The sequence below is a fragment of the Mycobacterium paraense genome, assembly GCF_002101815.1.
GTDB classification, from domain to species: Bacteria; Actinomycetota; Actinomycetes; order Mycobacteriales; family Mycobacteriaceae; genus Mycobacterium; species Mycobacterium paraense.
The window spans coordinates 1-12,186 of the sequence record NZ_LQPM01000023.1 but is presented as its reverse complement, the minus strand read 5'-3'; the positions used below and the strand labels follow the sequence as shown (position 1 = coordinate 12,186).

13 protein-coding genes and 1 pseudogene are annotated in these 12,186 nt (G+C 68.8%); 2 read left to right on the top strand and 12 right to left on the bottom strand.

All coding sequences use genetic code 11. The annotated features are described in order from the left end of the window. Nucleotides 1–33 precede the first annotated feature (33 nt). The gene (gene mhuD, locus AWB89_RS17210; protein WP_085103208.1) at nucleotides 34–354 is read left to right on the top strand and encodes a mycobilin-forming heme oxygenase MhuD; all 321 of its coding nucleotides are present in this window, start codon (nucleotides 34–36) and stop codon (nucleotides 352–354) included. Then, entirely contained in the window at nucleotides 347–1,693 is a 1,347-nt protein-coding gene (locus AWB89_RS17205) for a serine hydrolase (protein WP_241520525.1), read from the top strand. The genes mhuD and AWB89_RS17205 overlap by 8 nt, the downstream gene beginning before the upstream one ends. A 1-nt stretch (nucleotide 1,694) precedes the next feature. Here the strand turns inward: AWB89_RS17205 and AWB89_RS17200 are convergent, their stop codons facing one another. The 12 genes and pseudogenes from AWB89_RS17200 to AWB89_RS27315 all read right to left on the bottom strand — a co-directional run. Next, nucleotides 1,695–2,246: a histidine phosphatase family protein gene (locus tag AWB89_RS17200; protein ID WP_085175296.1), complete on the bottom strand. Its 552-nt coding sequence runs from the start codon at nucleotides 2,244–2,246 to the stop codon at nucleotides 1,695–1,697. Continuing rightward, a complete protein-coding gene (locus AWB89_RS17195) occupies nucleotides 2,243–3,010 on the bottom strand; it encodes a CbtA family protein (RefSeq protein WP_085175294.1) in 768 nt (255 codons plus the stop codon). The genes AWB89_RS17200 and AWB89_RS17195 overlap by 4 nt, the downstream gene beginning before the upstream one ends. Before the next feature lie 4 nt (nucleotides 3,011–3,014). Further along, entirely contained in the window at nucleotides 3,015–3,230 is a 216-nt protein-coding gene (locus tag AWB89_RS17190) for a CbtB domain-containing protein (RefSeq protein WP_420914763.1), read from the bottom strand. A gap of 138 nt (nucleotides 3,231–3,368) precedes the next feature. Then, complete coding sequence (locus tag AWB89_RS17185) at nucleotides 3,369–3,749, bottom strand: YbjQ family protein (RefSeq protein ID WP_085175292.1); 381 nt, start codon at nucleotides 3,747–3,749, stop codon at nucleotides 3,369–3,371. Between the two features lie 70 nt (nucleotides 3,750–3,819). After that, nucleotides 3,820–6,354 carry an ATP-dependent protease ATP-binding subunit ClpC gene (gene clpC1, locus AWB89_RS17180; protein WP_085103198.1) on the bottom strand — a complete coding sequence of 845 codons (2,535 nt, stop codon included), beginning with the start codon at nucleotides 6,352–6,354 and terminating at the stop codon, nucleotides 3,820–3,822. Nucleotides 6,355–6,635: 281 nt separating this feature from the next. Further along, nucleotides 6,636–6,974 carry a histone-like nucleoid-structuring protein Lsr2 gene (gene lsr2 / locus AWB89_RS17175; RefSeq protein WP_036363110.1) on the bottom strand — a complete coding sequence of 113 codons (339 nt, stop codon included), beginning with the start codon at nucleotides 6,972–6,974 and terminating at the stop codon, nucleotides 6,636–6,638. A gap of 113 nt (nucleotides 6,975–7,087) precedes the next feature. Continuing rightward, the gene (gene lysS / locus AWB89_RS17170) at nucleotides 7,088–8,587 is read right to left on the bottom strand and encodes a lysine--tRNA ligase (RefSeq protein ID WP_085175290.1); all 1,500 of its coding nucleotides are present in this window, start codon (nucleotides 8,585–8,587) and stop codon (nucleotides 7,088–7,090) included. 143 nt (nucleotides 8,588–8,730) lie between these two features. Further along, entirely contained in the window at nucleotides 8,731–9,555 is an 825-nt protein-coding gene (locus tag AWB89_RS17165) for a type III pantothenate kinase (RefSeq protein WP_085175288.1), read from the bottom strand. Nucleotides 9,556–9,557: 2 nt separating this feature from the next. Continuing rightward, nucleotides 9,558–9,977 (bottom strand): aspartate 1-decarboxylase, encoded by a 420-nt coding sequence (gene panD, locus AWB89_RS17160; RefSeq protein WP_066971501.1) that lies wholly within the window; start codon nucleotides 9,975–9,977, stop codon nucleotides 9,558–9,560. Further along, nucleotides 9,977–10,903 carry a pantoate--beta-alanine ligase gene (gene panC, locus AWB89_RS17155; protein WP_085175286.1) on the bottom strand — a complete coding sequence of 309 codons (927 nt, stop codon included), beginning with the start codon at nucleotides 10,901–10,903 and terminating at the stop codon, nucleotides 9,977–9,979. The genes panD and panC overlap by 1 nt, the downstream gene beginning before the upstream one ends. Next, nucleotides 10,900–11,811 carry a Rossmann-like and DUF2520 domain-containing protein gene (locus AWB89_RS17150; RefSeq protein WP_085175284.1) on the bottom strand — a complete coding sequence of 304 codons (912 nt, stop codon included), beginning with the start codon at nucleotides 11,809–11,811 and terminating at the stop codon, nucleotides 10,900–10,902. The genes panC and AWB89_RS17150 overlap by 4 nt, the downstream gene beginning before the upstream one ends. Nucleotides 11,812–11,936: 125 nt before the next feature. Next, nucleotides 11,937–12,186: pseudogene (locus AWB89_RS27315) on the bottom strand (DUF6779 domain-containing protein); the annotation flags it as partial.

Genomic DNA, 12,186 nt, shown 5'->3' with positions numbered 1-12,186 from the left:
TCGACAGCGGGAGCCGCGCGGTAGCCTAGCGGAATGCCGCACGTGGTGAAGATCAACGCAATCGAGGTGCCCGCGGACGCCGGCCCCGAACTGGAGAAGCGGTTCGCCCACCGCGCGCACGCGGTCGATCGGCAACCCGGCTTCCTGGGCTTTCAGCTGCTGCGTCCCATCAAGGGCGAAAACCGCTACTTCGTGGTGACGCACTGGGAGTCCGAGGACGCCTTCCAGGCGTGGGCGAAGGGCCCCGCCATCGAGGCCCATGCCGGCGAGCGGGCCAACCCCGTGGCGACCGGGGCGTCGCTGCTCGAATTCGAGGTCGTGATGGACGTTGCCGGCTCCAAGCAGGGTGGCTAGCGGGCGGTCGACGCGGCGCCGGGTAGCGGCGTTGGGCGCCGCCGCGGCTCTGGTCGTGACGCTGGCGCCCGGTTGTGCGCCCCCGCCCGCCCCGCACGCGAACGCAGCCGATCCGGGTCGGCAGATCGACACCCGGACGCCCCCCGGCATCCGGGCCCAGCAGACCCTGGACATGCTGAACTCCGACTGGCCCATCGGCCCCGTCGGCGTCGGCACCCTCGCCGCGCCGGACCAGGTCGAGTCGGTCGAGACCACCATGGAGGGGCTGTGGTGGGATCGCCCGTTCACCCTCGCCGGCGTCGACATCGGCGCCAGCGTGGCCACCCTGCACCTGGTCACCTCGTACGGCGCGCGCCAGGACATCCGGATACACACCGACGACGTGGGTCGGGTGGACCGGTTCGACGTCGACACGCAGGCGCCGAAGGTCAACTCCTGGCACGACATCGACGCGGTGCTGAGCAAGACCGGCGCCCGCTACTCCTACCAGGTCGCCAAGGTCGACGACGGTCACTGCGACCCCGTTGCGGGCACCAACACCGGCGAATCCTTGCCGCTGGCATCGATTTTCAAGCTGTACGTGCTGCACGCGCTGGCCGGCGCGGTCCGGAGCGGGACGGTGTCGTGGGACGATCAGCTCACCGTCACCGACAAGAGCCGCGCGGTGGGCTCGTCGGGCCTGGAACTGCGTCCCGGAGATCACGTTTCGGTGCGCACGGCCGCCGAGAAGATGATCGCCACGAGTGACAACATGGCCACCGACCTGCTGATCGGGCGGATGGGCACGCACGCCATCGAGGAGGCGCTGGCCACCGCCGGCCATCACGACCCGGGCAGCATGACCCCGTTCCCCACGATGTACGAGTTGTTCTCCGTCGGTTGGGGCAAGCCGGACCTGCGCGACCAATGGAAGCAGGGGTCCAAGCAGGTCCGCGCCCAGCTGCTGCAGCAGGCGGATTCGACTCCGTACCAACCCGATCCGACCCATGCGCACACCCCGGCCTCGGCGTACGGCGCCGAGTGGTACGGCAGCGCCGAGGACATCTGCCGGGTGCACGCTGCGCTGCAGGCCGACGCGGTCGGCCCGGCCGCGCCGGTCAGGCAGATCCTGTCCGCCGTCTCCGGCATCCAGCTGGACCGCAACGTGTGGCCCTATATCGGCGCGAAAGCCGGTGGGCTGCCGGGAGATCTGACGTTCAGCTGGTACGCCGTCGACAAGAACCGGCAGGCCTGGGTGGTCAGCTTCCAGCTGAACTGGCCCCGCGATCACGGGCCCAGGGTGACCGGGTGGATGCTGCAGGTGGCCAGGCAGGCCTTCGCGCTCATCGCACCGCAATAACCTAGAGTCGCAGCGTCCAGCGGCCGTTACGGTGGTGCAGCACGGTGCGACTCACCGGGGCAATGTCGATGCCCCAGAACGACTTCGGGGGCGCATCGAGGCTGTGCAGGATGGCGGCGCGGATCACTGCCGGATGCGTCACCGCCACCACCGGCGCAGTGTCCCCGGCCAGGGTTTCCAGCCAACCCGCCACCCGTCGGATCAGGTCGACGATCGACTCACCGCCGTGCGGCGCCCCGGCCGGATCGGTCAGCCACGTCTCGAGATCCGCGGGGCCGACGGCGCGCAGCGTCTGCCCGCACCATCCCCCGCACTGCAGGTCGGCCAGCCGGGGTTCGGTTGCGGCGTGCAGGCCCAGCAGCTGTGCGGTCTCCCGCGCGCGCAACTCGGGTCCCGCGAACAGCCGCGCGTCCTGCTGAACATCAAGGCGCCCAGCCTTTTTGACCTGTCGCCGGCCGATCTGGTTGAGCGGCTCATCGACGGGAAACCGCCCGGCCGCCATGGCGTCGGTCATCGCGTGCGAGACCAGGGTCAGCCGGACGACGTCGCTCACGCGGGGACCCGTTCCTCCAGCGGCCGTCGGGCCAGCGTCGCGAACACCAGACCGATCGTCGCCCACAACACCAGCTGAGTGGCCAGGGCAAGCAGCCTGAATTCGTAGAGGACGTCGGCGGGAAAGCCGGGATACACGATCGTCCCCGAGGCGTCCCGCACGGGTTGCGGTGTCTCGTCGATGCTCGGCAGGAGCACCAGCACCACCGCGACCGCCACCACGTAGCCGCCCGCCGCGAGCAGCCGCCCGCTCCACCCGCCGAACCGGACCGTCAGCCGCCGCGCCAACCACACCGCGGCGACGGCCAGCACCACCGACGCCAGCACCGTCGCCAGATACCAGCCGGTGCGCGCCCCGATCGTGTCCGACTGCCCCACCGCGGGCGGATTCGGCGGATACTTCACGAACGGCACCAGATACACCGCGACGAACGCGGCCGCCGCCAACAGCAAGGAAAGCCCTTGCGGTGCAACGCCTTCCACCCTCGGAAAAACCAGGCGGAACACGACGCCGAACAGCGCGCCCATCGCGACGCCGAAGATCAGGACGCCGAAACCCAGCCCGGCGTTGGACTGCACACCGCGGCTGAACAACTCGGCGCCGTGCTCGTGCACGCCGTGGGCGTCCAGGGCGTCGGCGCGGCCGTCCTCGTACGCGATCGCGCGGCCGATGACCGGTTCGGCGCACAGGCGGGCGAACGCGAACGCCAGCACCGCGCCGATTGCACCGGCCAGCAGGCCGCGTCCGATCAGACGCCTCTCCACGCGATCAGTGGCAGGGGAAGCCGAGCAGATGCCGGGCGTCGTGCAGGAACTCGTGCACGTGCGAGTCGCCGCCGAACAACGACACCGCCCCCTGGTCGACGCCGACGAAGTACAGCGCCAGCAGCGCGAGGAAGGCGGTCGCGGCCAACCACAGCGCGGCGCTTGCCGCCGACAGGTCTACCGACCGGATCCGGGTGCGGGTCGTCGTGGGATTGGGCATTGTCTGCTCCTTCCGGGGATAAACGCGTCCCCGCTGGTGATGACGAGCACCGGGTCTGACTTTAGACAGTGGCGCGACCGTTCTGGAGTTTCACCAGATTCCGTTACCCGTCAGGACACGGTCAGTGTAGACGTCGGCTCACTGTTGTGGCGCCGCGGAGCCGTAGCCGAGCTGTCCCGCGGTGTACTTGGCCGCCTCGGTGACGGGGACCGCTTGGACCGCCGTGCCGTACGCGCAGATCTCGGTCCACACGTCGCCGATCTCGGTCGTGTCGAACCGCATCGCGACGATCGCGTTGCCGCCGCGGTTGCGCGCCTCGGCGATCAGGCGCCCCATCGCCTCGTTGCGGCTCTCGGCGAGATTCTTGGTCATGCCGGCCAGCTCGCCGCCGAACATCGCCTTGAAGCCCGCGCCCATCTGGGAGAAGGCGTTTCGCGAGCGGACGGTCAACCCGAACACTTCGCCGCAGACGCGCTGGATTTCCCAGCCCGGGAGGTCGTTGGTGGTCACGATCAGCACAGGCGGACCCCTTAAATGCGAAACGGGCGGTTAATCCCGTCAGAGATTAACCGCCCGTTTGCTGCAATCGCTACTGCGTTTCCGGCGCGCTGTGCGCCCCGGCCTTGGCCAGGTCCGGCTCGGCCGGCGGCTTGCGGGTTCCGGTGAAGGTGAACACCGCGTCCTCGCCGGCGCCTTCGCCGTCCCAGTTGTCCACGTCGACCGTGACGACCTGCCCCGGACCGACCTCCTCGAAGAGGATCTTCTCGGACAGCTGGTCCTCGATCTCGCGCTGGATGGTGCGCCGCAGCGGGCGGGCACCCAGCACCGGGTCGAAGCCGCGCTTGGCCAGCAACGCCTTCGCCTTGTCGGTCAGCTCCAGAGCCATGTCCTTGCTCTTGAGCTGTCCGGCGACCCGGCCGATCATGAGGTCGACCATCCGGATGATCTCGTCCTTGGTCAGCTGGTGGAAGACGATGATGTCGTCGATGCGGTTGAGGAACTCCGGGCGGAAGTGCTTCTTCAGCTCGTCGTTGACCTTCTGCTTCATCCGCTCGTAGTTGTTCTCACCGCCACCCTGGGTGAAGCCCAGGCCGACCGGCTTCGAGATGTCGGACGTGCCGAGGTTCGAGGTGAAGATCAGCACGGTGTTCTTGAAGTCCACCGTGCGGCCCTGGCCGTCGGTGAGCCGGCCGTCCTCGAGGACCTGCAACAGGCTGTTGTAGATCTCCTGGTGGGCCTTCTCGATCTCGTCGAACAGCACCACCGAGAACGGCTTGCGCCGCACCTTCTCGGTGAGCTGGCCGCCCTCTTCGTAGCCGACGTATCCCGGCGGGGCGCCGAACAGCCGCGACGCGGTGAACCGGTCGTGGAACTCGCCCATGTCGATCTGGATGAGCGCGTCGTCGTCGCCGAACAGGAAGTTGGCCAGCGCCTTGGACAGCTCCGTCTTACCGACACCGGACGGGCCGGCGAAGATGAACGAGCCTGACGGCCGCTTGGGGTCCTTCAACCCGGCGCGGGTGCGGCGGATCGCCTTGGACACGGCCTTGACCGCGTCCTCCTGGCCGATGATCCGCTTGTGCAGCTCGTCCTCCATCCGCAGCAGGCGGGTGGTCTCGGCCTCGGTCAGCTTGAACACCGGGATGCCGGTCCAGTTGCCCAGCACCTCGGCGATCTGCTCGTCGTCGACCTCGGCGACCACGTCGAGATCGCCCGAACGCCACTGCTTTTCGCGCTCGGCCCGCTGGGCAACCAGGGTCTTCTCCCGGTCGCGCAGGCTGGCCGCCTTCTCGAAGTCCTGGGCGTCGATCGCCGATTCCTTCTCCCGGCGCGCCTCGGCGATCTTCTCGTCGAACTCGCGCAGGTCTGGCGGCGCGGTCATCCGGCGGATCCGCATCCGGGCGCCCGCCTCGTCGATCAGGTCGATCGCCTTGTCCGGCAGGAACCGGTCGTTGATGTAGCGGTCGGCCAGGGTGGCCGCGGCCACCATCGCGGAGTCGGTGATCGACACCCGGTGGTGGGCTTCGTAGCGGTCGCGCAGACCCTTGAGGATCTCGATGGTGTGCTCCACCGTCGGCTCCCCCACCTGCACGGGCTGGAAGCGGCGCTCCAGCGCGGCGTCCTTCTCGATGTACTTGCGGTACTCGTCGAGCGTGGTCGCGCCGATCGTCTGCAGCTCGCCGCGGGCCAGCTTCGGCTTCAGGATCGACGCGGCGTCGATCGCGCCCTCGGCGGCACCGGCACCGACCAGCGTGTGCAGCTCGTCGATGAACAGGATGATGTCGCCGCGGGTGTTGATCTCCTTGAGCACCTTCTTCAGGCGCTCCTCGAAGTCACCGCGGTAGCGGCTGCCCGCGACCAACGAACCCAAATCCAGCGTGTAGAGCTGCTTGTCCTTCAGCGTCTCCGGGACCTGGCCGTGCACGATGGCCTGCGCCAGGCCCTCGACGACGGCGGTCTTGCCGACGCCGGGCTCGCCGATCAGCACCGGGTTGTTCTTGGTGCGGCGGCTCAGGACCTGCATCACCCGCTCGATTTCCTTCTCGCGGCCGATGACCGGGTCCAGCTTGCCCTCCATGGCGGCGGCCGTCAGGTTGCGCCCGAACTGGTCGAGCACCAGCGACGTCGACGGGCTGCCGGACTCGCCCCCGCGGCCACCCGTGCCGGCCTCCGCGGCCTCCTTGCCCTGGTAGCCGCTCAGCAGCTGGATCACCTGCTGGCGCACCCGGGTCAGCTCCGCGCCCAGCTTCACCAGCACCTGGGCGGCGACGCCCTCACCCTCGCGGATCAGGCCCAGGAGGATGTGCTCGGTGCCGATGTAGTTGTGGCCGAGCTGCAGCGCCTCGCGCAGGCTCAGCTCGAGAACCTTCTTGGCGCGCGGCGTGAACGGGATGTGTCCCGACGGCGCCTGCTGCCCCTGGCCGATGATCTCCTCGACCTGGCTGCGGACGCCCTCCAACGAGATGCCCAGCGACTCCAACGACTTCGCCGCGACGCCCTCGCCCTCGTGAATCAGGCCCAACAAGATGTGCTCGGTGCCGATGTAGTTGTGGTTGAGCATCCGGGCCTCTTCCTGGGCCAGGACGACCACCCTGCGGGCACGGTCGGTAAATCTTTCGAACATCGGTGGTTACCTGCTCTCCCTCACCATCGGTACAGCTGGGGCATTCGCGTACCTGCCATCCACTGTAATGGTCGGCCCGCCGGGGTTCCTAACGTTGCGGTGGCTGGCGGTCCAGGCCACATACCTCTCTTAACCCCTTGTCAGCGCGGAGCCGTAACAGGTAAACGAGGAAAACCGCCAAAGCGTTTCCGGCGAGGGCCGCCGATCATTCCGCCGCCAGCGAAATTGAAAACAACCGGCGCCCAGGCCTTGGGAGGCCCGGGCGCCGGTAAGCGATCCGCTTAGGTGGCGGCGTGGAACGCGTCGATGACGTCCGCGGGGATGCGACCGCGCGTCGACACGTTGTGCCCGTTGCGGCGGGCCCACTCGCGGATAGCGGCGCTCTGCTCGCGGTCGATGGCCCCACGACCACGTCCGGAACCGGAGCGCCCGCGCCGGCGTCCGCCGACGCGGCGTCCTGCTGCTACCCATTGCTTCAAATCGTTGCGCAGTTTCGCGGCATTCTTGGACGAAAGATCAATCTCGTAGGTCACCCCGTCAAGCCCGAATTCAACCGTTTCGTCGGCCGCGCCCGCACCGTCGAAATCATCGACCAAGGTGACGGTCACTTTTTTCGCCATTAGCTTACCCTCGCGTTTCGTCCTGAGCAGTTGCTGAGCAGTTTGGATTCACTCCCCAAGGCACCAATCTGCCATAAGAACGCAGGATACTCAATCCAGGCGCAACGGGTAACTCAGCCGGAGTGCGGCCGCACAATCGGGAACAAAACTGTCTCTCTAATTGACAGGCCGGTCAAAGTCATCAGCAACCGATCGATACCCATTCCGGTTCCAGTGCATGGCGGCATCCCGTACTCGAGCGCGGCGAGAAAGTCTTCGTCGAGCACCATGGCCTCGTCGTCGCCGGCCGCCGCGGCGCGCGCCTGCGCCGCGAACCTCTCGCGCTGCACCACCGGGTCGTTCAGTTCGGAATAGCCGGTGGCCAGTTCGACCCCGCGAATGTAGAGGTCCCACTTCTCGGTCACGCCGGGAATGCTGCGGTGCTGCCGCGTCAAAGGCGTTGTCTCGACAGGGAAATCCTTGACGAACGTGGGAGCGGTCAGCGCGTTGCCCACGGCGTGCTCCCACAGTTCCTCGACGAGCTTGCCGTGGCCGTAGCCGCGGTCTTTGGGGATCTCCACCCCGAGCCGGTCGGCGATGGCCCACAGCCGGTCGACCCCCGTCTCGGGCGTGATCTCCTCGCCGAGCGCCGCGGACAGCGACGGGTACATTTGTATCGACGCCCATTCTCCGTCTATGTCGTACACGCTGCCGTCTGGCAACGGCAGTTGTCGGGTTCCGATCGCCTCGTCGGCCACCTCTTGAATAAGCTCGCGCGTGACGATCGCTGAATCGTCATAGGTTCCGTAGGTCTGGTAGGTCTCCAACATCGAAAATTCGGGAGAATGCGTCGAATCGGCCCCTTCGTTTCGGAACACGCGATTTAGCTCGAAGACCCTGTCGAATCCGCCGACGATGCAGCGCTTGAGGAACAGTTCGGGCGCGATCCGCAGGTAGAGATCGATGTCGAGCGCATTGGAATGGGTGATGAACGGCCGTGCCGCGGCGCCACCGGCGAGCGTCTGCAACATAGGCGTTTCGACTTCGAGAAACCCGCGCCGTTCCAACGCGTTGCGTATCGCGCGGATGACGGCGATTCTCTGCCGGGCCACCGACCGGGCCTGGGGACGCACGATCAGGTCGACGTAGCGCTGCCGCACCCGCGACTCTTCGCTCATCTCCTTGTGGGCGACGGGCAGCGGCCGCAGCGACTTGGCCGCCATCCGCCAGGAATCCGCCAGGACGGACAGCTCGCCCCGCCGCGAGCTGATCACGTTGCCGTGCACGTAGACGATGTCTCCGAGGTCGACGTCGGCCTTCCACGCGTCGAGCGCCTGCTGCCCGACCTTGTCGAGGCTGATCATCACCTGCAGCGTGGTGCCGTCGCCGTCCTGGAGTGTCGCAAAGCACAATTTCCCGGAGTTGCGCGCGAAGATGACGCGGCCCGCGACGCCGACGATGTCGTCGGTGGCGGTGTCGGTCGGGAGGTCGGGGTGGGCGGCGCGCACCTCGGCCAGGGTGTGGGTGCGCTCGATGGCGACCGGGTAGGGGTCGCACCCCTCCTCCAGCAGGCGAGCGCGCTTGTCCCGGCGGATCCGGAACTGCTCGGGGAGGTCGGGGTCGGCTTCGCTCACGACGTGCCAGCTTAATTGACGTCGCCGAGTGTGCGTTCAGGGCTTTGAGTGTGCGGCGTGGGCGAAAAATTCCGCCAAATCACTGCGACGTTTCACAACGGAAGCCGCGCACGCACACTCGATGCGACGTGCGAGGGCGTCCCTCAGCGCGCGGTCTTCAGCCGACCGCGCTGGGCGTCCCGGTTGCGTTCGAAGACCAGCTGCAGGCCGTGCAGCGTCAGGTGTTGGTCGTAATGGCTGACGGTGTGCAGCTCGGGCAGCAGCAGGGGCGCGGTATGGCCGGTCGCCACCACCGCGACCTGATCGCCCAGGGCGTTGCCGAATCCGTCCACGTCCTCGCGGACGCGCTGCACCAAGCCGTCGACCAGCCCGGCGAACCCGAACACCGCACCCGCCTGCATGCATTCGACGGTGTTCTTGCCGACGACCGAACGGGGCCGGGTCAATTCGACGCGGCGCAGCGCGGCGGAGCGGGCCGCGGCGGCATCGGAGGACACCTGCACGCCGGGCGCGATCGCGCCGCCGAGGAATTCGCCCTTGGCCGACACCACGTCCACGCAGATCGAGGATCCGAAGTCGATGACGATGGCCGCGGTGCCGAACTTGTGAAACGCCGCGAGGCAGTTGACGATGCGGTCGGCGCCGACTTCCTTGGGGTTGTCGACGAGCAGCGGGATCCCCGTGCGCACGCCCGGCTCGATCAGCACGTGCGGCACCGACGGCCAGTACTGATCGAGCATGACCCGCACCTCGTGCAGCACCGACGGGACGGTCGACAGCGCGACGGCCCCGGTGAGGCGCTCGGAATCGTCGCCGATCAGCCCGTCGATGGTCAGCGCCAATTCGTCCGCGGTGGCCTCGGATTCCGTGCGGATCCGCCACTGCTGCACGACTTTTGCGTGCTCCTTGGATCCGGAGATCAGTCCGACGACGGTGTGCGTGTTGCGGACGTCGATGGCCAGCAGCACGGTTACCGCGCGCCGATCCGCGGGTCCAACAGCTCCGCCGCGTCGGCGGGCACGAACGCCGGGTCGTGCCCGAGGTCGATCGGCTTGTTGTCGGCGTCGACGAACACGATCCGCGGCCGGTAGGCGCGCGCCTCCGCTTCTTCCATCGTGCCGTAGGCGATCAGGATCACCAGGTCGCCCGGGTGCACCAGATGCGCTGCGGCGCCGTTGATTCCGATCACCCCGGTACCGCGTTCGCCGGTGATCGCGTAGGTGACCAGCCGGGCACCGTTGTCGATGTCGACGATGGTCACCTGTTCGCCCTCGAGCAGGTCGGCGGCCTCCATCAAGTCGGCGTCGATGGTCACCGAGCCGACGTAGTGCAGGTCGGCCTGCGTGACGGTGGCGCGATGGATCTTCGACTTCAGCATCGTCCGTAACATCAATTCCTCCAATGTGATTGGGCGAGTTCGTCCGGTCCTGCGGTGCCGGCGAGGTTTCCGATCTGGATTGACACGTTGTCGAGCAGCCGGGTGCTGCCGAGCCTGGCCGCGACCAGCAGCCGGCCGGATCCGTTGCCGCGCAACGGCCCCAGGTCGGCGTCGCGCAGCTCGAGGTAATCGACGACCAGACCGGGCGTCGCTTCGAGCACCGCGCGAGCCGCGTCGAGCGCGGCCTGGGCACCGTGGGTCGCGGCGTGTGCCCCGGCCGTCAGCGCCGCCGAAAGCGCCACGGCCAGTTCGCGCTGCGTCGCGTCCAGGTAGCGGTTGCGCGAGGACATCGCCAGCCCGTCGGGTTCGCGCACCGTCGGGACGCCGACGACGGCCACGTCGAGGTTCAGGTCGGCGACCATCTGGCGGATCATGACCAGCTGCTGATAATCCTTTTCGCCGAAGAAAACCCGGTCGGGGCGGACGATCTGCAGCAGTTTGCACACCACCGTCAGCACGCCGGCGAAATGGGTCGGCCGCGGGCCACCCTCGAGCTCGGCGGCCAGGGGGCCGGGCTGCACGGTGGTGCGCAGCCCATCGGGATACATCGCCGCGGCGGTCGGCGCGAAGACGATCTCGACGCCCTCGCCGCGCAGCAGCGCCAGGTCGTCGTCGAGGGTGCGGGGGTAGGCGTCGAGGTCCTCGCCGGCCCCGAACTGCAGGGGGTTGACGAAGATCGAGACCACCACCACGGAACCGGGCACCCGCTTGGCGGCGCGCACCAGCGCCAGGTGCCCCTCGTGCAGGGCGCCCATGGTGGGCACCAGCATCACCCGGCGCCCGGTGTGCCGCAGCGCCCGGCTGACATCGGTGACGTCGCGCGGCGCCGAGTACACGTTGAGCTCACCGGGATTGAACGCGGGCTTGCGTGCCGTCATCGCGCCAGCACCTCCACGACATCGTCGGGGGCGTGCGCGCGCTGGGCGGTCCGCAGGGCGTTGACCCGGTAGGCCTGGGCCAGCTCCGGCCCGACCTCCGCGAGCGCGGCCAGATGCTCGGCCACCGCGGCGGCGTCGCCGCGGGCGACCGGACCGGTGAGCGCGGCCTGCCCGCGCTGCAGGGTGTTCTCCAGCGCCGCCCGGGCCAGCGGCCCGACGATCCGTTCGGCGAGGCCGCCCGGCTGGTCGTCGACGGTCTGTTGCCCGAGCAGTTCACTGCCCCGTAGCGCGGCCCGCAGCGCGTCGAGCGCGTCGGCCACCACGGTCACGATGTGGTTGCCGGCGTGCGCCAGCGCGGCGTGGTACAGCACGCGGGCGTCCTCGCGGACGCAGAACGGCTCCCCGCCCATCTCCAGGACGAGCGACTGCCCGATCGCGTACCCGACGTCGTCGGCCGCGGTGATCGCGAAGCAGGTGTCCGGCACCCGGGTGATGTCCTCGTCGGAGCCGGTGAACGTCATCGCCGGATGGATCGCCAGCGGTATGCAGCCGTCGTGGGCCAGCGGCGCCAGGATGCCGACGCCGTTGGCGCCGGATGTGTGCGCGACGATCGTGCCGGGCCGCACGGCCGAGGTGGCCGCCAGGCCGGACACCAGGCCGGCGAGCTCGCTGTCGGGGACCGCCAGCAGCAGCAGTTCGGCGCTTTCGGCCACGTCCGGCGGCGACACCACCGGCGTATCGGGCAGCCGGCGCTGCGCCCGCTCACGCGACGCCCGGGAGACGCCGCTGCACGCCACCACGACGTGGTCGGCGCGCTCCAGCGCGACACCGAGCGCGGAGCCCACCCGGCCGGCGGAGATGATGCCCACCTTGAGCCTGGCCGGGCGCAGTCCGTCGAACTGCCCCATCGCAGACGACCTCACAGCTTTCTTTGTTCGTTCCGGTCCACTGCTCGGGTACCGGACGGTCATTAAGACTTTAATCGATCCATCAGGCCGGGCCCAATGAAAGCCGGTGTGAGGAAGCTCCCAGCTCAGCCGTCACGTCGCCGGCGCCGGCCGCCGCCGGACGGCTCGACCTGCAGCCGCGCCAATAGTTCGGCCACGGACTGGCCACCGCTCGGCGGCCCGTCCGCCGAACCATCCGGCCCGGGCCCCAGGGAATCCGCGCCGCGATGGCGCGGGATCGGCTCCGCCGCCGGCGGCGGGGCCATCTGCGGTGGCGGCGGGGCGCCGGGAGGCGGCGGCATCGGCTGCGGGGGCGGCGGGGCGGCCGCGGCCGGC

Bases quoted from the DNA above. Each gene is read 5' to 3' on its own strand.
- mhuD (WP_085103208.1), top strand. From the start codon at position 34: ATGCCGCACGTGGTGAAGATCAACGCAATCGAGGTGCCCGCGGACGCC.
- AWB89_RS17190 (WP_420914763.1), bottom strand. From the start codon at position 3,230: ATGCCCAATCCCACGACGACCCGCACCCGGATCCGGTCGGTAGACCTG.
- clpC1 (WP_085103198.1), bottom strand. From the start codon at position 6,354: ATGTTCGAAAGATTTACCGACCGTGCCCGCAGGGTGGTCGTCCTGGCC.
- lsr2 (WP_036363110.1), bottom strand. From the start codon at position 6,974: ATGGCGAAAAAAGTGACCGTCACCTTGGTCGATGATTTCGACGGTGCG.
- panD (WP_066971501.1), bottom strand. From the start codon at position 9,977: ATGTTACGGACGATGCTGAAGTCGAAGATCCATCGCGCCACCGTCACG.
- panC (WP_085175286.1), bottom strand. From the start codon at position 10,903: ATGACGGCACGCAAGCCCGCGTTCAATCCCGGTGAGCTCAACGTGTAC.
- AWB89_RS17150 (WP_085175284.1), bottom strand. From the start codon at position 11,811: ATGGGGCAGTTCGACGGACTGCGCCCGGCCAGGCTCAAGGTGGGCATC.